This window comes from Sciscionella marina DSM 45152, assembly GCF_000379465.1.
Classification (GTDB): Bacteria; Actinomycetota; Actinomycetes; order Mycobacteriales; family Pseudonocardiaceae; genus Sciscionella; species Sciscionella marina.
In genome coordinates, this window is sequence record NZ_KB905447.1 from 96,386 (window position 1) to 118,082 (window position 21,697).

Below are 21,697 nucleotides of genomic sequence, written 5' to 3' on the forward strand. Positions count from 1 at the left end.
ACAAGACAGGACATCACACACCCAATGAGCACCTTCAACGCGCCGAAGGGGATTCCCGAGTACTACCCGCCGTCCTCAGCCGGATTCGTCGCCGTCCGTTCGGCACTGATCGACTCCGCCCGCCGCGCCGGGTACGGCTACATCGAGCTCCCGATCTTCGAGGACACCGCGCTGTTCGCCCGCGGCGTTGGCGAATCCACCGACGTGGTGACCAAGGAGATGTACACCTTCGACGATCGCGGCGGCCGCTCGGTCTCGCTGCGCCCTGAAGGTACGGCCGGTGTCACCCGCTCGGTGATCGAGCACGGCCTCGACCGCGGCCAGCTGCCCGTCAAGCTGTACTACACGGGTCCGTTCTTCCGTTACGAGCGTCCGCAGGCCGGCCGGTACCGGCAGTTGCAGCAGGTCGGTATCGAGGCCATCGGGATCGATGACCCCGCGCTGGACGCCGAGGTCATCTCGGTGGCCGACCAGGGGTTCCGCTCGCTCGGGCTCACCGGCTACCGGGTGGAGATCACCTCGCTCGGTGACCGCGACTGCCGTCCGGCCTACCGGGCCAGGCTGCAGGAGTTCCTTTCGGCGCTGCCGCTCGACGAGCAGACCCGGCACCGTGCGGAGATCAACCCGCTGCGGGTGCTTGACGACAAACGTGCCGAGGTACGCGCACTGGTCGAGGACGCCCCGCTGATGGTCGACCACATCTGCGAGCGCTGCGCGGACCACTACGCGGCGATGAAGGCGGCACTCGACGACTTCGGGGTGAAGTACACCGAGAACCCGCGGATGGTGCGCGGGCTCGACTACTACACCAAGACGACCTTCGAGTTCGTGCACGACGGGCTCGGCGCGCAGTCGGGTATCGGTGGCGGCGGCCGCTACGACGGGCTGATGGCCGAACTCGGTGGCCAGGAGCTCGGTGGCATCGGTTTCGGGCTCGGCGTGGACCGCACCCTGCTCGCCGCCGAGGTGGAAGGGATCCCGATCGGCGAAACCGCGCGCTGCGAGGTGTACTGCGTGCCGATCGGCGCGGAGGCGAAGCGTCGGCTCGTGTCCATCGCGGGCCGGCTGCGCGCCGCGGGTACGCGTGTCGACATGGCATACGGCGACCGCGGCCTCAAGGGCGCGATGAAGGCGGCGGACCGCTCGGGCGCCCAGCTCGCGCTCGTGCTCGGGGACCGGGACCTCGAGTCGGGGACCGCCGCCCTGAAGGACCTCACGAGCAGCGAGCAGTCCACCGTCGGCCTCGACTCCGCCGTCGAGGAGGTACTGCGAGCCCTCGATGGCGGCTGAGCAGGCAGGGGAGCGGTCCGAGCCGGTTCCCCTGGATCTCGCAAGCGAGGCGGTCGCCAAGCGCACCGGCCTGTACGTGGTGATCGGGGGCGTCGTGTTCGCCGCAGCGCTCGGCGGGGTACTCGGCCTGGCGTTCGGGCGGCTCACCGGCCTGATCGCGGCCGTGCTGGTCGGCGTCCCGCTGATCCTCATGGGCCTCGCGGAACGGCGCAAGCGCACCTGGCTGGAGGGGACGACCATCCGCCAGCGTGGTTTCCGGGTCCGCGGGGTCGACCTGATGCGGGTCGGCCGAATGGAGATCCTGGTCGCCGATCTGCGCGGCAAACGCACCGTCGGCATCACCGTGGCTGGCCCACCGGGCAACAAGGCGATCAACATCGCGCTGGCCGCCTATTCGGGACCCGCCGGCGCCGAACTCGGCATCCTCGCGCTTCGCCGCCTCGCGGATGTGTTCGCGAACGCTGAGCACAGCTCCGGTCTGGTGTACTCGCAGCTCTTGGTCGCCCAGCTGCGGGCAGAGGCACGTGGCTCGGGTGCCCCCGAACGACCGTTGCATCAGCTGGCCATGATGTCCGGTGGCGGAGTACGTCCCCGGCACATCGACACCAAGGTCCTGGTGCGCTTCGTGTCGGAGCTCGGCTGAGGTTCGTGCCGAGGTATGCGGTCAGCGCGAATTCGGCCGGCCCACCGCGTGCTGCTCACCGGCCACTCGCCGCGCCGACTGGTCCTGTGCGGTGCGCAGGGAATCGGTGAGCGTCCGCATCGAGCCGATCGCATCCCGCAGCTGCCGCTCGGTGTACTCGAGACGTTCGGTCACCTCGTGCTCCGAGCCGGATTCCGCGAGCTGCCGATGCACTGCTTCCAGCTGATGGCCGATCTCGGGTAGTTCCTCGGCGAGGAACAAGCCGAGCTTTTCCAATCGGTCCAGGGTCGTGCGTAGCCTCGTCAGCTCGCGCAGGTGCGTCTCGGTGGAGCCGATCCGCTCGAGTGAGCCGGCGATCCTGGGTAATGCGCGGGCCGCACCGAGCACCGTGTTCGCCGTCGACCAGGTCGCGCGGGCCATCGCGAGCGGGTTCAGCAGGGTGCGCAGCCGAGGCGGAGACCAGGACTGTGCCGAAGCCGAGCGCCGTCGCGGAGACGAGCTTTCGTTCGTGCTCACGTTCGTCGCGGCTCCGGGTGCCGTCCGGTTCGTCGATGCAGTCGCCATCGGTACGGGCTCCTTCTGCTTGCCCCCGATCGGGGCCTACCTTACGGCGCTCGTGCGCGGGTAGAACCCCCTCTCGGAGATCGGGGGCCGCGTACTTCAGCCGGGTGATCCGCGGAGCTACCCAAAGTCGCAGTTCTTGCAAATTCGTCGAACATGTGTTCGACTATAAGACTATGAGATGGGCCAGTCAAGCGGTGGCCGTCGAGCAGCCGACGCTGCACGGTATGCCCGGTTTCCGGCGGAGCGTGCGGATCCCGGAGTTCGACGGCATCACCTTTCACGAGGTGCATGCGCGCACGGTGCTGAACAGTGTCCGGGGGCAGGGCATGCTCCCGTTCCGGTGGACCGTTAACCCGTATCGGGGCTGTAGTCATGGCTGTACCTACTGCTTCGCCCGCCGCACGCACGAGTACCTCGAATTCGATTCGGGGAAGGACTTCGACACTCAAGTGGTGGTCAAGGTCAATGCCGTCGAAGCGCTGCGCGGTCAGCTGCGTTCGGGCCTGCGCACCGGCCGCTGGCGGCAAGAACACGTCGCGATGGGCACCAACACGGATCCCTATCAGCGGGCCGAGGGACGCTATCGCCTCATGCCGGGGATCATCTCCGCGCTGGCCGAGAGTGGGACGCCGTTGTCCATCCTGACCAAGGGCACGGTCCTGGCCAGGGATCTCCCGCTGCTGGCCGAGGCGGCAGGCGCGGTCGAGGTGGGCCTCTCGGTCTCGATCGCCCTCCTGGACCGGGAAACCCAGCGGCACTTGGAACCCGGTACCCCGAGCCCGGCGGCCCGGCTCGAACTCGTCCGCAAGATCCGGGACGCCGGGCTGTCCTGTGGCGTGCTGGTGGCTCCGGTGCTTCCGCTGCTCACCGACTCCACGGAGCGGCTCGACGCGATACTCTGCGCGGTCGCTGAGGCCGGAGCGACGAGCGCGACGGTGTTCCCGCTGCACCTGCGGCCGGGCTCCCGGGAATGGTTCGCCCGTTGGCTCGCCGAACACCACCCAGGGCTGGTCGACGCGTACCGTGAGTTGTATCGCGCGGGCAGTTATGTCACCGCCCGGTACCGGCAGCAGCTGCGGGACCGGGTACGCCCGCTGCTGGCGAAGCACGGATTCGACCGGGAGAGCGCGCCCCGGTGGCCGGAGAAGGGCGAGCTTCCGGACGGCGGAGCGCCGCTGCGGCCGGAACGCGAGCAACTGCGGCTGTTGTGAGGGCTCTTCCGCGTAAACCTGGTTGAGCAGCGAAGGGGTGGGTTGGTTAACCTGACCAGGTTCCATCGTCGGGGGTCGTCGTGGCCGGTCGTCGGCGTCGCAAGAGCAAACGAACAGGAGAGCAGCACCGTGATGCGCACCCATGAGGCAGGGACGCTCCGCGCCGAACAGGCAGGGCAGTCCGTCACCCTGAGCGGCTGGGTGGCCCGCAGGCGCGATCACGGTGGTGTCATCTTCATCGATCTGCGCGATGCGAGCGGCGTGGCCCAGGTGGTCTTCCGCGAAGGAGAGATGGCCGAGCGCGCGCACCGGCTGCGTGCGGAATTCTGTGTACGGGTGCGCGGCGAGATCGCGGTGCGCCCGGAAGGCAACGAGAACCCGGAGATCCCGACCGGCGCGATCGAGGTCACCGCGGACGAGCTCGAGGTGCTGAGCGAATCGGCCGTGCTCCCGTTCCCCCTGGACGAACACGTGGACGTGGGCGAGGAGGCGCGGCTGCGATACCGCTACCTCGATCTGCGCCGTGAGCGTCCCTCCCGGGCGATGCGGCTGCGTAGCGAGACGAACCGGATCGCCAGGCAGGTGTTGCACGACAACGGGTTCGTCGAGGTCGAGACCCCGACCATGACCCGTTCCACCCCGGAGGGTGCGCGCGACTTTCTGATTCCCGCGCGGCTGCGGCCAGGCTCCTGGTACGCGCTTCCGCAGTCTCCGCAGCTGTTCAAACAGCTCCTGATGGTCGCGGGCATGGAGCGGTACTACCAGATCGCGCGCTGCTACCGGGACGAGGACTTCCGCGCGGACCGGCAGCCGGAGTTCACCCAGCTCGACATCGAGATGAGCTTCGTGGACGCCGAGGATGTGATCGAACTGTCCGAGAAGGTGATCTCCGCGCTGTGGCAGGAGCTGCTGGGTGTGACCCTGCCGAGCCCGCTGCCCAGGATCACTTACGCGGACGCGATGAACCGGTACGGCTCGGACAAGCCGGATCTGCGGTTCGGCACCGAGCTCACCGAACTCACCGAATACTTCACCGAGACCCCGTTCCGGGTGTTCCAGGCGCCCTACGTCGGCTGCGTGGTCATGCCCGGTGGCGCCGACCAGCCGCGCAGGCAGCTCGATGCCTGGCAGGACTGGGCCAAGCAGCGCGGGCACAAGGGCCTCGCCTATGTGCTCCTCGCCGAGGACGGCAGCCTCGGTGGGCCGGTCGCGAAGAACCTCTCCGACTCCGAACGGGAGGGACTGGCGAAGGCTGCCGGGGCGAACCCGGGTGACTGCGTGTTCTTCGCGGCCGGTGACCCGGACTCGGCGCGTGGCCTGCTCGGTGCCGCGCGGCTGGAGATCGGCAAACGCTGCGGGCTGATCGACGAGGACGCCTGGTCGCTGGCCTGGGTGGTGGACTTCCCGATGTTCGAGTCGATCGAAGAGGCCAACGCGGCCGGGGATGTCGCCGTGGGCAGTGGCCAGTGGACCGCGAAGCATCACCCGTTCACCGCGCCCGCTCCGGAATACGTGGAAAGCTTCGACACCGATCCGGGTAGCGCGCTGGCCTCCGCGTACGACCTGGTCTGCAATGGCAACGAACTCGGCGGCGGTTCGATCCGTATCCACCGCCAGGACGTGCAGCAGCGGGTGTTCGACACCCTCGGTGTTCCGGCCGAGGACAGCCGGGAGAAGTTCGGCTTCCTACTCGACGCACTGTCCTTCGGCGCTCCGCCGCACGGTGGGGTCGCCTTCGGCTGGGACCGGCTCGCGATGCTACTCGCCGGTGAGTCCTCGCTCCGTGAGGTGATCGCCTTCCCGAAGTCCGGTGGCGGCTACGACCCGCTCACCGGGGCCCCCGCGCCGATCACCGCCGCGCAGCGGAAAGAAGCCGGGGTGGATGCCAAACCACGCAAGGAAGGCGCCGAAGGCACCGGATCGAACCAGGGCTGATCGCTCGTGCTGCACCTGCGCGTGGTCTGCCCGCGAGAACACTCCGACCAGGTCGTCCGGGTACTGGACGACCACGCCGGCGTAGCGCACCTCGTCCGGCTTCCCGATGCGGCGCTGCGGCCCGCCGGTGACCTCGTCGAGGCCGATGTGGCGCGAGAGTCGGCCGACGACGTACTCGCGCTGCTCTGCGATCTCGGTGTCGATCACAGCGGCGGGATCACCCTGGAGAACATCGACACCGCGATGTCCGATGCCGCCGACGCAGCCGAAGAGCGCGCACCGGGGGAGGGCGCGGACGCAGTGGTCTGGGAGGAACTGATCTCCCGGACCGGCGAGGAGTCCAGGCTGACCGCGACCTACGTGGCGTTCGTGACGCTCGCCTGCATGCTGGCCGCGGTCGGTGTCGTGACCGATTCACCGGTGACCATCGTCGGCGCCATGGTCGTGGGGCCGGAGTTCGGCCCGCTGGCCGCGATCGCGGTCGGCATCGTCGGCAAACGCTGGGATCTCGTACGCAGGGCACTGCTCGCCCTCGTCGCGGGTTTCGCGTTCGCGATGGCGGTGACCGGCTTCTGTGCTTGGCTCGGTGAATGGTTCGGCCTGTTCACGATCGAGAAGGTCATGCACGCCGCCCAGGTCGACTTCATCTACCAGGTCGGCCCGTTCTCGCTGATCGTGGCGCTGCTCGCGGGCGCGGCCGGGATGCTCTCGATGACCTCGGCGAAGTCCGCGGCATTGGTTGGCGTGTTCATCTCGGTGACCACGATTCCGGCCGTGGGCTATGCCGTGATCGCGGCGGTGACCGGTCAATGGGGCCGGTTCGGCGGTTCGCTCGGCCAGCTCGCGGTCAATCTGCTCGGCATCGTGGTAGCCGCGACGGCGGTGCTGCTACTGCGGAAACGACGCCGCGCGGCCATGACGAGACCGCTGAGCAAGGGTTAAGACTATGGCGGTCACTTGTGCGGCGCGAGTAGGCTCGAGAACGGCTGAATTCATGGGTGCAAAGAGGGAAACCGTTGCCGGGCAACGGATTTGCCAGGTCAGGGGCTGAATGGGCGCGCGAGCCGATGTTGCGAGCACGGACGGGAACACCGTCCGTTCCGGCGAGCGAGCCCTCGAGCTTGCCGTCACCGCGGCACAGAATGTCCTTTCCGGGCGGTTCGGCGCCGCGGTGCGTCTTGCCGAACCGGAGGATCTCGGTGGCAGCGAACGTTCCACCGTACTGCGGGCCAGGGTGGCGGAGACGCCCTTCACCCTGCCGAAGACTCTGGTGGTGAAGCACTACGGGCCGAGCGCGGGCGCGACAGCCGCCGAATCGTTCGCCAGGGAGGCGGTGAGCTACCAGCTGTTCACCGCGCTCTCCGAGGACGAGCGGATGTGCCCGGAACTGTTCGCGCACGACGCGGGGGAGCGGGTTCTGGTGCTCGAGGACCTCGGGCACGCGCCGACGCTGGCGGACAAATTGCTCGGCAGGGATGCCACGGCCGCCGAGCGCTCCCTGCTCACCCTCGCTCGTTCGCTCGGCAGGCTGCACGCCACCACGGCGGGCCGCGAGGCCGACTTCGACGCGCTGGTGCGCCGGATCGGGACCGACTGCGGGCCGGACCCGCTCGCCCGGCAGTGGCAGCGGGCCGCGCGCGAACTGCCGGAGGTCTTCACCGAGGCACTGGGCATCGAGCTGCCGCAGGCGGGCACCACCGTGCCCGAGCAGGTGGCCTGGCTGCTCGAGGGATCCAAGCATCGCGCGTTCAGCCCGGACGATCTCTGCCCGGACAACAACATGATCACCAGCAAGGGCGCCCGGTTCCTGGACTTCGAGGGCGGCCGGGTACGGGAAGTGCTGCTCGACGCGGCGTACCTGCGGGTGCCTTTCCCCTCCTGTTGGTGCGCCTTCGATCTGCCTCGCGGGATGAGCGAGGCCATGCTCGCGGCCTGGCGGGCCGAGGTGACCGGGATGTGGCCGGAGTTCGCCGACGACGAGGTGCTCGAGCCGCAGCTGCTCGATGCTCAGCTGTTCTGGGTGCAGCTGTCCACGTGGTGGTTCCTGCCGCGCGCTGCGGAGCGCAATGCCCGGATCGACGACTATCTGCCCTCGCCGAAGCGCGCCGCTGCCCTGTACGCACGGTGGCAACGGCTGGCTGAGGACGCGGAGCGTCTCGAGCGCTACTGGCTGTATGACTATGCATCGGCAGTGGTCGATGGGCTCGCCGACCGCTTCGAGGGCGAATTGACACTGGCGTCCTATCCGGCCTTTCGATAGGGCCGACGTCTACCGTGCGTAGTATTGACGGTTGACAGAACTCCGGCCGGTTCGCCGGATTGCGAACTGTGCGCCCTGCATGTTGCCGACCATGGATAGTCGGTAGCACCGTTTCGAGGGCACGCAGTCGGGCCGAATCGGCGGAGCATTTTCGTATTGCCGAACCCGGCGCCCGGTGCGCCGAGGCGGTGCCGGGCCAACTCGATTGAACGACTGTGCCACGCCGGTGAGTTGGGAAAACCGGATGCGCCCGCTCGGGAAAAGGGGTGGGCGAGGACGGAAAAAGATTCCGGAGAATCCGTATTATTGGGCTATAATGATCCCGGAATAGGCTTGTAATTCTTGTAACGACAATGCGGTTTGCGGTTGCCGTGGCGGCATTGAAGACCCTTTTGTCGCGCAATAGATGCCCTTGCCAATTCTCTGGCGAACTCGATGCCTCAGTGGGAAAATTCTGACTTGAGGGTGCGAGGTGTCACTCGATAGGGGGCAATGCGCTCGCCGTGTGTGTTTGGATACACCTGATCGGATGATGGGGCACATTCACACGGTTCGGTGCAGCTCGCAGGCAGTGCTGGCGCCACATCGCCGTGAGGGTGACAGCATCCGGGGGTTGAGCTGGCGGACGGTAACCGCGGGGACACAGTGTTCACCGGAATAGGTCACGCGAATGGGTGAAATACCGCCCACGTTGCGGTGCCGTCCCGAAACGCAATTCTGCATCGCATATGGTGCTGTAGCGAAGTTTACGAGCCTGTTATGGTCAACGGCCTCCTGGCGCGGTTGATGGAAAGAATGGTGCTGGCTTGCGGGTTCATGTTCAAGTTCGGAGCGCTCGCGGCCGATATCGGATAGCAGAACAGAGTTGCGGGCCCGTTCGTCCTCGTGCGGGCGGGTGCGCAATAGCGACCGACCGCCATGGCATGGACAGGAGGCTGCCGATGACCTTCGGGGTACCCGGCAACGAACGGGGCCGGTGCACCGTGCGGGGCTTTCGGTTTCCGGAGGTAGAACCGGCGTGGCAGACGGATCGGCGCGATCGGAGCGGGCGCGCGTGACCAACTCGACTTCGGATTCCGCGACGGCCCAGAACGCGAGGCCCAACCGGTTCGGCCTCGCCACGCGTCTTGCGCTGCTCGCCCTCGTCCCGCTGGTCCTGCTCATCGTCGTGGGTGCGGTGCTCTTCGCCGGACGGCTCGGCAGCTCCGCGCAGCGCGCGACCGACGCCGGCCTCGTCGGCCTCGGCAAGCAGGTGAACACCGTGATCACCGCCGTCCAGGTGGAACGAAGGGCGGCGGCCGGCGGACCGCGCGGTCAGGCCCCGCGCACGGTCGACGATGCGATCGGTGCGCTGCGCTCCTCGGTCGCGGACACCGAACTGCCCGACGGACCGGCGAAGGACGCCTGGCAGCGCACCGACAAGGGACTGGCAGCGCTCGGCACGATCCGGTCCTCCGCGGCGCGCGGCGGTGGCGCGGGAATCACCGAGTACACGGGGCTGATCGACTCGCTGCTCGGCTTCGAACGCGCGGTGGCCGGCGCTTCGCGGGACGGCGGGCTCACCACCAGGGCCACCTCGGTGACCAGCCTCGACGAGGCCCGCGAGGAGCTGTCCGATCAGGAAGCCGTGCTGTTCTCCGGGATCGCGCGCGGCCAGCTCACCCAGCCGGAGTCGGTGACGGTACGCGATGCGGGTGTCCGGATGGACGCGGCGCTCGAACGGTTCCGCGCGGTGGGCACCGAGTCGGATGTCGCCAAGCTGAACGCGAACCTGAAGAAGACCGACCTGGACCGGCACGCCGCCCTGGTGACCGAGGCGTTCAAACCGGGACGCATCAAGGTCAGCGCGGCGGACTGGTCGGCGTCCTCGGCAGCCGTCGCCGGACAGCTGCGCGGGGTGACCGAGAGCGTCGAGGGCGAACTCACCGCGCAGGCGAACGCGCTGCACGATGCGGCCCGTACCGCGGCGATCGTCACCGGGCTGCTCGTACTGCTCGCCGTGCTCGCCTCCGCGGCGGTCGCGGCGTTCGCCGGACGGAGCCTGGTCCGGGCGGTGCGGCAGCTGCGGCGCAAGGCGCGCGAGATCGCCAGGCGTAGCCTGCCGACCGCGCTGGCCGAACTGCGCGAAGGCAAGCCGGTGAGCACCGAGATCGAGCCGCTGCCCGCCGGTGCCGGCGCGGAGCTGGACGATCTGGCGCGCTCGTTCGACGCGGTGCACGGGGAAGCCCGCAACCTGGCCGCGGCACAGGCAAGCCTGCGCACGAATTACGGAACGGTGTTCGTCAATCTGTCCCGGCGCAGCCAGACCCTGGTACAGCGCCAGCTCCGGCTGATCGAGCAACTGGAGCGTGACGAAGAGGACCCGGACCACCTCGGCACCCTGTTCGCGCTCGACCACCTCGCTACCCGGATGCGGCGTAACAACGAGAACCTGATGGTGCTCTCCGGGGCCGAACCGAACAGGGCGTCCGCGCAGCAGCCGGTTTCCCTCGAGGACCTGTTGCGTGCGGCGGTCTCGGAGATCGAGCAGTACCGCAGGGTGGTGCTCGCGCCCCCGCCCGCCGCGACCGTGCTCGGTTACACGGCAGGGGACCTCGTCCGGCTGGTCGCCGAACTGCTGGACAACGCCACCGCGTTCTCCGCGCCGGACACCACGGTCACCGTGAGCACCTCACTCGCCACGGACGACTCGGTGCTCATCGAGGTCAGCGATGCCGGTATCGGTATGCGGCCGGAGGAACTGGCCGCGGCCAACGAGCGGCTGGCCGCCGCGGAGGCCGAGGAAGTCCCGGCTTCACGGCGGATGGGCCTGTTCGTGGTCGGCAGGCTGGCGCACCGGCAGGGCGTGCACGTGGCGTTGCGGGCGGGCGAGGAAAGCGGCCTGCTAGCGGGCATCCGGATCCCGCGCACCCTGCTCGCCGGCGTCGCGGTCCCGGACGGCGGGCTCGGCGCCGAACACACCCGTTCGGCGGGCCGGACCCGCGCGGACACCGATGACACGGTGGAGACCGTGCTTCCGCGCCCGGCGAAGCCCTACGGCGGCCGGGAACCGGCCACCCCGCCGCGGCGCCCGCGTACGGAACCACCGCCGCGGGCCAAGCAGCCGCCCGCACCCGAACCATCGGAGCAGGCACCGGCCCCGCAGGCCGCGGGTGCCTCGGCGAACGGATTGCCGCGCAGGACGCCGAAACAGCCGCCGGAACGCACGCCGATCTTCGACTCGATGCTCTCGGTCTGGTTCTCGGATCCCGGGGTGGCCGCCGATCCGATCGCCACTCCGGCCGGGGCCGCAGCGCCCGACACCGAGGAACCGGAACAGGCGACCCGCCAGGCAGCGGATGAGACTCCCACCGACCACGACGCCGCGGTGCTCGGTGGTTCGGAGACCGAACGGTGGCGGTTCGCCGCGGACGCCGGATGGCAGGCGGTGGAAGAGGTCGCCGAGGTCCGGCAGGACACCTTCACCGAGGCGGGCCTGCCGAAGCGGACCCCGAGGGCCCGGCTGCTCCCGGGCAGCGTTCCGGACCGGACCGGTACCACCGAGGGCACCCAGGACACCGAGGTCACCGAACGAGCGGAGCCGCGACCGGCGACGCAGGGAGCCAAACATCGCAGCGCGGACTCCGTCCGTTCGCGGCTGGCGAGCTTCCAGCGCGGACTGCGCCAGGGCAGGCACAGTGTCGGGGACGAGCAACCACCCGTACAGCGGGCGAGCGCGGACACCGAGCTGTTCACCCCCGAGCAGGTGGCGCCGCAACCGACCGAGGACACTACGAGCTCGTGGGCGTTCGACCCGGATGGCGAACAATCACCGAACGGCACCGTTACGGCCGCACCCGGCGGCACGGACGCGGAGTCGTTCACCGAGGCAGGGCTGCCGAGGCGGAGGCCGAAAGCGCAGCTCGTGCCGGGGAGTCAGACCCCGAATGGGAGGCCGGAGGCCATGGAGCCGCCGGACGCGAACGGGGTGCGCAGCAGGCTGGCGAGTTTCCAGCGTGGCCTCTCGGAAGGGCGCCGCAGTGTCGGTATCCCGGAACGGGAGCTGGACGAGGACCAGCATGCCTATCAGTGGGAGAACGAATGACGGATGCGCAGTTCGAAGTGAGGAGTGGGCATGAGTGAAGGGCAGTCGACACAGGACCGGTTCGGCTGGTTGGTCACCGACTTCGCCGACCGCGTGCCGGGCGTGGCACACGCCGTCGTCGTCTCCGCGGACGGGTTGCTGCTCACCGCGTCGGCCCGGCTGCCCGCCGACCGTGCGGACCAGCTCTCCGCCGTGGCCTCCGGACTGATGAGCCTCACCCAGGGAGCGGCACGCTGCTTCGAGGCGGGCGTGGTGCGCGAGACCGTGGTGGAGATGGAGCGCGGCGTGATGCTGCTGATGGCCATCTCGGACGGATCCTGTCTCGCGGTGCTCGCCGCACCGAGCTGCGACATCGGGCAGGTCGCCTACGAGATGACGCTGCTCGTGGACCGGGTCGGGCAGATGCTGACCCCGGAACTGCGCGCCGAACTGCAGGGTTCGGCGCACGACATGACTCGCCAAGCCGTGTGAGGGCACCATGAGTGACACCGACAGGGAAACTCAAGCGGAGGCCGAGGGGCCACCGGTGTCCGGTACCTCGGGGACCCCACCGGAACCGCGAGCGGGCTCGGATGCCCTGTTCCGCTCCCCGGCGGCGACGGCGGAGCGGGCACTCGAGGAATCCGAGGACCCGGAGGAATCGGTCTCGCTGGTACGGCCCTATGCGTGGACCCAGGGGCGCACCGAATCGAAGGTGCCTCTCGAACTCGAGACCATGGTCTCCACGGCGGCCCGCTATGGTTCCGCGAAAAGCATGGGACTGGAGCACCAGTCGATCGCCGAACTGTGCCGTCATCCGCATTCGGTCGCCGAGGTGGCCGCGAAGCTCTCGGTACCGCTCGGTGTCGCGAGGGTACTGCTGTCCGATATGGCCGAGCTCGGCTTGATCAAGGTGCACCAGACGGTCGCGGACGACGATATGGCCGCGCATCTGGTGTTGATGGAAAGGGTGTTGCGTGGACTCCGTCGACTCTAGGGAACCCGCAGCGGGCTCGCAGTCGCTTACCTCGGCGAAAATCGTCGTCGCCGGGGGATTCGGCGCCGGTAAGACGACGTTCGTCGGCGCGGTCTCCGAGATCGTCCCGCTGACCACCGAGGCGATGATGACCACCGCGTCGAGCGGGACCGACGACCTCTCCGCGACGCCGAACAAGGCGACGACCACTGTCGCCATGGACTTCGGCAGAATCACCCTCGAGGACAATCTGATCCTCTATCTGTTCGGCACACCCGGTCAGCACCGGTTCTGGTTCATGTGGGACGACCTCGTGCGCGGCGCCATCGGGGCGATCGTGCTCGTGGACACGCGGCGGCTCGCGGACTCGTTCGCCGCGCTGGACTTCTTCGAGGAGCGGGGCCTGCCCTACATCGTGGCCGTGAACTGCTTCGACGGTGTGCTCCGGCACGAGGTGGACGACATTCGCGAGGCCATGGTGATCGATGAACGGCGTCCGATCGTGCCCTGTGATGCGCGTAACCGGAAGTCGGTCAAGCAGGCGCTGATCACGGTCGTGGAGCACGCGGTCACCGAGCTGACCCAGCGCGCTCCGACTCCGGTGCGCTGAACCCGCGGCCCGGCGGGCGCGGCGTTAGGGTGGGCGCATGTCGTTGGTAGATCGCGCTCTTCTCGGTCCCGGTCCGTGCAATCCCTACCCGGAGGCGACCACGGCGCTCGCCGCGCCCATCCTCGGGCATCTCGATCCCGCGTTCCTGCGGCTGCTCGACGAGACCTGCGAGCGACTGCGGACGGTGTGGGGTACCGGAAACCGCCGGACCCTGCCGCTGTCCGGAACCGGCTCGATCGGGATGGAGGCGGCGTTCGCGAACTTCGTGCGCCCGGGTGATCCGGTCGTGGTCGCGGTGAACGGCCTGTTCGGTCAGCGGATGACCGATGTGGCGGCCCGGTACGGGGCGAACGTGATCGCGGTCGAGCACGAGTGGGGGCAGCCGGTGGACCCGGAGCGGGTGCTGGACGCACACCCGTCCCCGCGGATCATCGCGGCCGTGCACGCCGAGACCTCCACCGGGGTGGAGTCGGACATCGGCGCGCTCGGGCGGGGGATCGCGGCACGGTTCCCGGAGACCCTGCTGCTCGCCGACTGCGTGACCTCGCTGGCCGGAATCGACGTGCGGGCCGATGACTGGGGTATCGACATCGGCTACTCGGGCACCCAGAAATGCGTCGGTGTGGCGCCCGGTCTCGCCCCGTTCACGGTCTCCGAGAAGGCCTGGGCCGCGCGGGTGGAGCAGCCGCCGACCTGGTACCTGGACCTCGGCATGATCGGGTCCTATGTGGACGGTCAGTCCGGCGGGCGGACCTATCACCACACCGCCCCGGTCGCGATGATCGCTTCGCTGCACGCGGGACTCGGCCGGGTGCTCGAGGAGGGACTCGATGCGGTCCAGGCACGGCACGCGGAGGCCGGGGCCTACCTGCAGGACGGGCTCGAGGCGATAGGGCTCGAACTGTTCGCCGCGAAGGGATCCCGGCTCCCGGAACTGACCACGGTGCGGGTCCCGGAGGGCGTCGACTCGGCCCAGGTGCGCGGCCGGCTGCTGGAGGAGTACGGCATCGAGATCGGCGCGGGCGCGGGTGCGTACGCGAGCACGGTGTGGCGCATCGGCCTGATGGGGCACAATGCCCGGATCGCGCGGGCGGAACTCGTGCTCGGCGCGCTCCGCCGCCTGCTCGGTCGATGAACACCCTGCTGCGTGCCTGGTGGTGGGCGCGTCAGGGACTGGACGGCTCGCTGTCCTGCACGGCACCCGAGGAGGTTCTCGCCTCGACCGGCTGGGCCCGTTCGGTCGGCGGCTCGAATCCGTACCTGACCCTGCACGCGCGCTCCGGCTGTTCGCGCCCGGTCGCCGATGCGGCCCTTGCCCGGCTGGCGATCCACGAACTGCCCAGTGCCCGCGGCTGCACCTATGTGGTTCCCGAACGGGACTATGCGCTTGCGCTGCAGGCCGGTGTGGGTGCCCCGGAGGCCGAGCTGAAGGTGCTGGACAAGCTCGGCGTGCCCCGCGCGGAGATCGAGGAACTCGGCGGGGCGGTCCGCGAAGCGCTCACCGAACCGCTGACTCCGAAGCAGCTGCGGGACCGGCTCGGTGAGGCGGTCCGTGGACTCGGCGAGGAAGGCCGCAAACGCGGGCAGAGCACCACCCTGCCCGCGGCGCTCGGTGTGCTGCAGTCGCGCGGCGCGATCCGCCGCATCCCGCAGGACGGGCGGCTGGACCGGCAGCGGTTCGCCTATGCCAGGTGGGAAAACCCGCCGCACTGGCCGGGCGATGCGGAGCAGGCACGCACCGAACTGGCACGGCGCTATTTCGAATGGGCCGGTGCCGCCAGCCTGGCGCACCTGCGCTGGTTCACCGGATTCACCGCGAAAGCGGCCAAAGCCGCGATCGCCGAGCTCGGTCTCGTCGAACTGGACGACGGTCTGCTCGCCCTGCCCGCGGCCGCCGCCGAGTTCGCTGAATACGTCGCCCCGGACCGGCCGGACTACCGCCTGGTGCACGCGCTGGACGGTCTTTTCCTGCTCCGCCGCGATATCGGGGCGCTGATCGAGCCCGCGGACCGGGAACGGGTGGTGCCGCACGAACGCGGGAAGACCCTCGGCGCGCTGACCGATTTCGCCGACCACGTCATCGTGGACCGGGGGACCGTGGTCGGGTTCTGGCAGTTCGACCCGGAACGCCAGGAGATCGCCGCGCAGAGCTTCGTGCCCGAGGACGAGGCGCTGCGTGCGGTGATCGCCGGGACCGAGGCGTTCATCCGGGAAGAACTCGGTGACCATTCCTGGAATCCGCTGGACAGCCACTCCTCGCGGGCACCACGGATCGCGGCGCTGCGCAACGCCGAATACTGAGCAACGCCGAAAACCGACCCACTCAGCAGCGGCTGGCCGGGTGCTCGTCCGCGCGGTGATCCTGATCGGAGGGCACGGTCACGGTCTGCTCGAGCGGCGGGGCCATGCCGAGCAGCACCTTGTCCAGCCGGTCGATCGTGTTCACGGTGCGGCGCAGATGCAGCACCGAAAGCCGTTCGGCGACCCCCTCGTTGTTGATGGCGGCCAGCGCCCGCACATCCACGGTCGGGGCGAGCGTGGGCCCGCTGGTCAGTTTCGCCACCGTGCGCCGTGAACCGGTGGCCTCGGCCAGGGCCGTGGTGTTGGCGATCAGCCGGTGCAGCGCCCGGATGCCCGCGGGGAGCCCGGCGAGCGCCCCGGGGTCCGCGGCCCGGGCCAGGTTCCGGGCGGCGAGCGCGGATTCCTCCACCAGTGTGCTCAACCGGGTGGCCTGACCGCGCCGGAGCCGGGCGGGACTCATCGGATGGGTCATCGGCAGGATCGCGGTGCGCGCGGTGCCCGCGGCCCGGTCCACCTCGCGGGTGCTGGCGATCAGGTCGGTGTGCTCGCGGTAGACGAGCAGCCGTTCGGCGTCGCGCAGCTGCCCGGAAAGGGCCTCGAAGTAGTCGTGCAGTGCGGCGACCGCCGTGGTCCGGGTGCGTTTGGGCAGCACGATCGTCGCCGCGATGCCAGCGGCCAGCACACCGATGGCCGTTTCGGCCAGGCGCAGCAGCAGCACGCTGCCGGAGAAGGTGCCCAGGATGTCGTAGAGCATCCCGAGCATGACCGTGATGAAGAAGGTCATCATCCCGTAGGACACCCGGATCGAGTAGAACGCGAGGAAGATGCAGACCAGCAGCACGACCAGGTTGACGATCTGGTCGCCGTGCAGTGCGGTGCCCAGTACGGTCCCGATGATGATCCCGGCGAGTGTGCCCCACACCCGCCGCCAGCCCTTGACGAACAGGTCCCCGCGGGAAGTGGTGCCGCCGAACACCACGAAGCCCGCGATCACCGCCCAGTACCAGCGCTGCTCGGAGAGGAATTCGCCGCCGATGATGGCCAGCGCCCCGCCGAGCGCGGCCTGGATGGCGCTGCGGGTGCTGTCCATCAGCCGCGGTCCCGGCTGCTCGGTGTCCGCCTCGTCGGGCTCTCCCTCGGTGTCCCGTTCCTTGGCCGCCGATTCCTCGGTGCGCACCGTGAGCCTGCGCAGTTGCACGACCGAGAGCAGGAACTCCCGGATCGCCCGGTGCACCAGCAGGGTGTGCTGGTCCGGTGCGGACGGCAGCAGGCTCGGGTCCCCGCGGATGTCGTAGCGGGCGATCCGGGCGAGCAGGGCGTCGGTGTCCACTTCGAGTGCCGCGCGCGGATCCCGGTCCACGAAGCGGTGCAGCCCGCGCAGATCCTCGACCAGGGTGGCCCGCGTCTCGGCGCTGAGCTCACCGCAGAGGGCACGCACGATGGTGCGGGCGAGCCGGTCGGCGGCGAGTTCGCTGTCCACCAGATAGCGCTGCCAGCGCGGGCTGAGCCCGATCAGCTGGGCATGGTCCTCGATCTGCAGCGTGGTCTCGTGCATGCGCGCGGTCTGCCGGGCGATCCGGGGCGGCAGCGTATCGCTCTGCGGAACCTCACCGGATTCGAGCACGTGCGCCAGTTCCTCGATCAGCCGCGCCACCTGTGCCCGCACCGAGACCGTCGCCCGGTGCAACAGGCTCTGCGGGTTCTCCCGGAAGATCAACAGTGCGGAGATCGCGCAGCTCGCCGCGCCGATGCAGATCGCGAGGTACATCGCGGGCAGCATCTGCGGCGAAGCCTTGAGGAAGGTCGCGAAGAAGTAGGCGATGAAGGCGCCCATACCGAGACTCAGCCCCAGCTGATCGAACCGGCGTACGTAGACCGCGAGAAACATGACCACGACGAACGCGATATCGCCGAACACCCGGTGCGGGGCCAGCAGCGTGGACAGGCTCAGCGAGGCGATCATGACCGGGGCGAACAACAGGATGTTCACCCCGCGCTGCCACGGGGTGCCCGTGCGCAGCGTCGTCGAGCACATCATGCTGCCGATCGCGCCGAGCAGCAGCACCGGAAGCGGGAAACCGAGCAGGTACTGCACGAGCACGGCGAGCCCGACGGTGACCACCGCGCGGGCCGCGAACCGCAGCCGCAGCAGGCCGTGGTCCGCCGCGAAGAACCGGTCGGTGAGCGATTCGAAACGGCGGGCAAACACGCGACGACTCTAGGCCATACCCGTTATCCCGCACGCTCGGAGTCACGGGTGCGCTGCATCGAGTCGACCATGCGCCGCTTCATTGCCGGCACCTTGCCGGTCAACCGCATCCCGGCCCGCATTCCCGCGGTGAACAGGGCCCGCCGTACCGGTTTGCGGTCCAGCTCGTAATCCTTCATGTTCTCCAGCGATTCGCGCACCGCCACCGCGCTGTACTCGCGCATCGCGGACTCGTACGCGCCGACCGCGCCGACCAGATCCCTGGTGCCGTCCCGGTGGTCCACGAGCCGGTCGCGCAGCACCTGGGAATCACGCAGCGCGGTGTTCGCGCCCGCGCCACGACCCGGAGTCATGGTGTGCGCCGCGTCGCCGAGCACGGTGATCCGGCTCGGCCGCCACGCCTCGACCGGTTCCGAGGTGCGCACGGTGAGCGCGAAGGACGCGCCCGGATCGGAATCACGGACCAGTGCGCGCAGATTCGGGTGCCAGTCGTGGATGAGCTCGGTGACCACGTATTTCTGCAGCGCCTCCCCGGAAAGCTGGAACACATCGCGCGGCGCGAGCCGGGAGGGTACCGAGACACCCCAGGAGAAGTAGTCGGTGGTGTTGTCGAACCGCAGCCCGGGCCAGTCCCTGAGCAGTTCGGCATCGGAGGAGCCGATGCCGTGCTTGATCTCCCGGTCGTCCTGCCAGGGGAACTCCATCACGTGCAGGATCCCGAAGGTGCCCCGGCGGTCGGTGATGATCGACATGCCCTGGCGCGAGGTGCCGGGCAGCAGGTGGTTGTTCTCCGGTGTGATGGCCAGCTTCCCGCCGATCGCGATCAGGCCGGTGTCGTGGTGCTCGGCGTGCGGCAGCAGCTGCTTGCGGACGCGGGAGTTCGCCCCGTCGGCCCCGACGAGCAGCCCGCCGCTGGCACTGCTGCCGTCCTCGAAGTGTGCGGTGACCGTATCGCCGTCCTCGGTGTAGTGGCTGAACTTCTTGTCGAAGTGCACGATGTCCTCGAGCCCGGTCAGCAGTACCTGGCGCAGCGTCATCCGGCTCACCGAGTAGTCCCGGATCACCTCGTCGGTACCCGGTCCGTTGAGTTCGTCCATGGAGATCGTCAGCAGCGGGTGCAGCTGCTCGGTCATGTTGGTGTAGTAGCGGTATTCTTTCGCGGTGGTCGCGATGAAGGTGTCGAACAGTTCCGGGGGCAGGCAGTCGCGCAGCGCGCGGACGCCGTTGGGGGAGATGCCGACCCGGAAGCCCTGCAGGCCCCCGGTGCGGTGCCGGTCGCGTTCATAGACCTGGACCGGGATTCCGGCCTGGCGCAGGCCGTGGGCGAGGGCGAGTCCTCCGGTGCCGCCGCCGATGACGAGCACGGGCTGGGTGTTTTCGGGCATAGGTGTACTCCGTTCCAAATTCGGTGTTCCAAATTCGGCGTTTCGAATCAGGTGGATTCCCGGGGACGGCGTGCGACCGATTCCGGGAGAGAAAAAAGACATCCCGTCGGGAAACGGGCGGAAGAGGGAATCCGGCAGGCTAGCCCTCGGGTGCCTCCTTCCCGAACGCTTCGGGGAAGGCTTCCTTCGCCCAGTCCTCGAGCTGGGCGAGATCCCAGGTGAACGTGCCCGCCCGCAGTTCGGCGAGCAGGGCTTCGATCCATTCGATATCGGTGCGCAGATGAGCGAGCATGTATTCGCTCTCGATGACGAACAGGCGGGGCAGGAAATCGGCCTCGGCCATGCCCTTTTCCAGTTCGCCTGCCTCCGCGCGGACCGCGGACAGCCGCTTCTCGAGCGCGCCGATCGTCTGGTCCGTGGTGAGCACGGGCAGATAGGCCAGCCCCGCGGTGAACTCGGGGAAGTCCCGGCGCGGGCTCGCGAGCATGTCGTAGGTCCAGGTGACGGTGACCTTGCGGCCTTCATCGGTGATCTCGTACAGGGTCCGTTCCTGACCGGCCGTACTGCGCTCCACTTTGGCCACCTTGATCAGCATCTCGGCCTGCAGGCGGTCGATCGTCTTGTACAGCTGCGAACGCTGGCCGACGTTGACCACGAGGTCCTTGCCCCGCTCCTTGATGTGCCGCTGCATGAGATACGGGTGCATCGGCCGCTCGAAGAGGAGGGCGAGAACGGCGAGAGCGAGACCTGAGCGCTGCATAGTGTCTAGGCTACTAGTGTCTCCGACACTAAGCAAGCGATGTGGGTCGTGTCGTCCTCGCCGCATAGCATCGGGGTGTGAGTGACGATCTGTTCGACGGTGGCCTGTTCGCGGCGCAGGCCGAGGAGGCCGCGGAGGAGAAGCTGGCCGGGAACGCGCCGCTCGCGGTGCGGATGCGCCCGCGAACGCTCGAGGAGGTACTCGGCCAGGAGCATCTGCTCGGCAAGGGTGCCCCGTTGCGCAGGCTCGTCGAGGGCGGATCGGCCGCCTCGGTGCTGCTTTACGGTCCGCCGGGCACCGGCAAGACCACGCTCGCCAATCTCGTGTCCACCGCGACCAACCGCCGGTTCGTGGCACTCTCCGCCCTTTCGGCCGGGGTGAAGGAAGTGCGTGCGGTGATCGCCGAGGCGAAGAACCGGCTCGGTCGCAGTGGAGAGTCGACGGTGCTGTTCATCGACGAGGTGCACCGCTTCTCCAAGACCCAGCAGGACGCGCTGCTCGGCGCGGTGGAGGACCGAGTGGTGCTACTGGTCGCCGCGACCACCGAGAACCCGTTCTTCTCGGTGGTCTCGCCGCTGCTGTCGCGCTCCCTGGTGTTGCAGCTGCATTCGCTCACCGATGCGGATGTGTCCGACCTGCTCGAACGTGCGCGCACCGAGGAGCGTGGGCTCGGGGGCGCGTTGCGGATCACCGAGGAAGCACTCGAACACCTGGTGCGGCTCGCCTCGGGAGACGCGCGCAGGGCACTGACCGCGCTCGAGGCGGCCGCCGACGCGGCCTCCGCGCTCGGTGCCGAGGCGATCGAGCTGTCCACGGTCGAGTCCACCGTGGACAAGGCCGCGCTGCGCTACGACCGGGACGGCGACCAGCACTACGATGTGATCAGCGCGTTCATCAAGTCCATCCGGGGCTCGGATGTGGACGCCACGATGCACTACCTCGCGCGGATGATCGAGGCGGGGGAGGATCCGCGGTTCATCGCGCGCCGGCTGGTGGTGCACGCCTCCGAGGACATAGGCATGGCGGATCCGACGGCGCTGCAGTCGGCGGTGGCCGCGGCGCACGCGGTCGCGTTCATCGGTATGCCGGAGGGACGGCTCGCGCTCGCCGAGGCCGCCGTCCATCTGGCCACGGCGCCGAAGTCGAACGCCACCATCACCGCCATCGACGCGGCGCTCGCCGATGTGCGCGCGGGAAAGGCCGGGATGGTGCCCGCCCATCTGCGGGACGGGCACTACTCGGGCGCGGGCAGCCTCGGACACGGTCAGGGCTACCGATATCCGCACGACACGCCGGACGGTGTGCTCGCCCAGCAGTATCCCCCTGATGAACTGGTCGGTGTGGATTACTATCATCCGACTACACATGGGGTAGAACGTGGACTCGCCGAACGGGTGCCGAAACTGCGCCGAGTCGTGCGTGACCAGGCACGCTAGACTGCCCGGCTGGCAGGGCACGGGATGTGCGAACGTCGGGGTTCGCCGCCACCG

At 68.9% G+C, this 21,697-nt stretch carries 17 protein-coding genes; 13 read left to right on the forward strand and 4 right to left on the reverse strand.

Translation table 11 applies throughout. The features are described 5' to 3' along the window. Positions 1-24 precede the first annotated feature (24 nt). Together hisS and A37U_RS0138045 are read left to right on the forward strand one after the other, a co-directional pair. The gene (gene hisS / locus A37U_RS0138040; protein WP_020501888.1) at positions 25-1,290 is read left to right on the forward strand and encodes a histidine--tRNA ligase; all 1,266 of its coding nucleotides are present in this window, start codon (positions 25-27) and stop codon (positions 1,288-1,290) included. After that, positions 1,280-1,933 (forward strand): hypothetical protein, encoded by a 654-nt coding sequence (locus A37U_RS0138045; protein ID WP_020501889.1) that lies wholly within the window; start codon positions 1,280-1,282, stop codon positions 1,931-1,933. Before hisS ends, A37U_RS0138045 begins: the two co-directional genes overlap by 11 nt. A 21-nt stretch (positions 1,934-1,954) precedes the next feature. Here A37U_RS0138045 and A37U_RS0138050 read toward each other — a convergent pair whose 3' ends face one another. Continuing rightward, positions 1,955-2,497, reverse strand: coding sequence for a hypothetical protein (locus A37U_RS0138050; protein ID WP_157183304.1), 543 nt, complete (start codon positions 2,495-2,497; stop codon positions 1,955-1,957). A 173-nt stretch (positions 2,498-2,670) separates the two neighbouring features. Between A37U_RS0138050 and A37U_RS0138060 the strand changes: the two genes are divergently transcribed. The 10 genes from A37U_RS0138060 to A37U_RS0138110 all read left to right on the forward strand — a co-directional run bounded on the left by A37U_RS0138060 (position 2,671) and on the right by A37U_RS0138110 (position 15,853). Then, positions 2,671-3,708: an Rv2578c family radical SAM protein gene (locus A37U_RS0138060; RefSeq protein WP_026198046.1), complete on the forward strand. Its 1,038-nt coding sequence runs from the start codon at positions 2,671-2,673 to the stop codon at positions 3,706-3,708. A gap of 129 nt (positions 3,709-3,837) precedes the next feature. Then, the gene (gene aspS, locus A37U_RS0138065; RefSeq protein WP_026198047.1) at positions 3,838-5,643 is read left to right on the forward strand and encodes an aspartate--tRNA ligase; all 1,806 of its coding nucleotides are present in this window, start codon (positions 3,838-3,840) and stop codon (positions 5,641-5,643) included. Between the two features lie 6 nt (positions 5,644-5,649). Then, on the forward strand, positions 5,650-6,585 hold the full coding sequence (locus A37U_RS0138070) for a DUF389 domain-containing protein (protein ID WP_020501894.1): 936 nt from the start codon (positions 5,650-5,652) through the stop codon (positions 6,583-6,585). 109 nt (positions 6,586-6,694) lie between these two features. Next, positions 6,695-7,903 (forward strand): hypothetical protein, encoded by a 1,209-nt coding sequence (locus A37U_RS0138075; protein WP_020501895.1) that lies wholly within the window; start codon positions 6,695-6,697, stop codon positions 7,901-7,903. A 1,054-nt stretch (positions 7,904-8,957) separates the two neighbouring features. Beyond that, entirely contained in the window at positions 8,958-11,987 is a 3,030-nt protein-coding gene (locus tag A37U_RS0138085) for a nitrate- and nitrite sensing domain-containing protein (protein ID WP_020501898.1), read from the forward strand. Positions 11,988-12,017: 30 nt separating this feature from the next. Beyond that, positions 12,018-12,458, forward strand: coding sequence for a roadblock/LC7 domain-containing protein (locus tag A37U_RS0138090; protein WP_020501899.1), 441 nt, complete (start codon positions 12,018-12,020; stop codon positions 12,456-12,458). A gap of 7 nt (positions 12,459-12,465) precedes the next feature. Next, positions 12,466-12,963 carry a DUF742 domain-containing protein gene (locus A37U_RS0138095; RefSeq protein WP_083934223.1) on the forward strand — a complete coding sequence of 166 codons (498 nt, stop codon included), beginning with the start codon at positions 12,466-12,468 and terminating at the stop codon, positions 12,961-12,963. Then, entirely contained in the window at positions 12,944-13,552 is a 609-nt protein-coding gene (locus A37U_RS0138100; protein WP_020501901.1) for a GTP-binding protein, read from the forward strand. Before A37U_RS0138095 ends, A37U_RS0138100 begins: the two co-directional genes overlap by 20 nt. 37 nt (positions 13,553-13,589) lie before the next feature. Beyond that, complete coding sequence (locus A37U_RS0138105; RefSeq protein WP_020501902.1) at positions 13,590-14,687, forward strand: pyridoxal-phosphate-dependent aminotransferase family protein; 1,098 nt, start codon at positions 13,590-13,592, stop codon at positions 14,685-14,687. After that, positions 14,684-15,853 (forward strand): DNA glycosylase AlkZ-like family protein, encoded by a 1,170-nt coding sequence (locus A37U_RS0138110; protein WP_020501903.1) that lies wholly within the window; start codon positions 14,684-14,686, stop codon positions 15,851-15,853. The genes A37U_RS0138105 and A37U_RS0138110 overlap by 4 nt, the downstream gene beginning before the upstream one ends. Positions 15,854-15,875: 22 nt before the next feature. On the opposite strand, the gene A37U_RS0138115 is transcribed toward A37U_RS0138110, so the two are convergent. From A37U_RS0138115 to A37U_RS0138125, 3 genes are all read right to left on the reverse strand, one after another. Further along, complete coding sequence (locus tag A37U_RS0138115) at positions 15,876-18,062, reverse strand: FUSC family protein (RefSeq protein WP_020501904.1); 2,187 nt, start codon at positions 18,060-18,062, stop codon at positions 15,876-15,878. A gap of 23 nt (positions 18,063-18,085) precedes the next feature. Continuing rightward, positions 18,086-19,447, reverse strand: coding sequence for an FAD-dependent oxidoreductase (locus A37U_RS0138120; protein WP_020501905.1), 1,362 nt, complete (start codon positions 19,445-19,447; stop codon positions 18,086-18,088). 139 nt (positions 19,448-19,586) lie between these two features. Then, positions 19,587-20,207 (reverse strand): PadR family transcriptional regulator, encoded by a 621-nt coding sequence (locus A37U_RS0138125; RefSeq protein WP_020501906.1) that lies wholly within the window; start codon positions 20,205-20,207, stop codon positions 19,587-19,589. A 104-nt stretch (positions 20,208-20,311) separates the two neighbouring features. On the opposite strand from A37U_RS0138125, the gene A37U_RS0138130 reads away from it, so the two are divergent. Continuing rightward, positions 20,312-21,643 carry a replication-associated recombination protein A gene (locus A37U_RS0138130; protein WP_051111846.1) on the forward strand — a complete coding sequence of 444 codons (1,332 nt, stop codon included), beginning with the start codon at positions 20,312-20,314 and terminating at the stop codon, positions 21,641-21,643. Positions 21,644-21,697: the final 54 nt, after the last annotated feature.

Coding starts and splice junctions, on each gene's coding strand:
- A37U_RS0138105 (WP_020501902.1), top strand. CDS start 13,590: ATGTCGTTGGTAGATCGCGCTCTTCTCGGTCCCGGTCCGTGCAATCCC.
- A37U_RS0138125 (WP_020501906.1), bottom strand. CDS start 20,207: ATGCAGCGCTCAGGTCTCGCTCTCGCCGTTCTCGCCCTCCTCTTCGAG.
- A37U_RS0138120 (WP_020501905.1), bottom strand. CDS start 19,447: ATGCCCGAAAACACCCAGCCCGTGCTCGTCATCGGCGGCGGCACCGGA.
- A37U_RS0138090 (WP_020501899.1), top strand. CDS start 12,018: ATGAGTGAAGGGCAGTCGACACAGGACCGGTTCGGCTGGTTGGTCACC.
- A37U_RS0138075 (WP_020501895.1), top strand. CDS start 6,695: ATGGGCGCGCGAGCCGATGTTGCGAGCACGGACGGGAACACCGTCCGT.
- A37U_RS0138050 (WP_157183304.1), bottom strand. CDS start 2,497: ATGGCGACTGCATCGACGAACCGGACGGCACCCGGAGCCGCGACGAAC.
- A37U_RS0138060 (WP_026198046.1), top strand. CDS start 2,671: ATGAGATGGGCCAGTCAAGCGGTGGCCGTCGAGCAGCCGACGCTGCAC.
- A37U_RS0138045 (WP_020501889.1), top strand. CDS start 1,280: ATGGCGGCTGAGCAGGCAGGGGAGCGGTCCGAGCCGGTTCCCCTGGAT.
- A37U_RS0138095 (WP_083934223.1), top strand. CDS start 12,466: ATGAGTGACACCGACAGGGAAACTCAAGCGGAGGCCGAGGGGCCACCG.
- A37U_RS0138110 (WP_020501903.1), top strand. CDS start 14,684: ATGAACACCCTGCTGCGTGCCTGGTGGTGGGCGCGTCAGGGACTGGAC.
- hisS (WP_020501888.1), top strand. CDS start 25: ATGAGCACCTTCAACGCGCCGAAGGGGATTCCCGAGTACTACCCGCCG.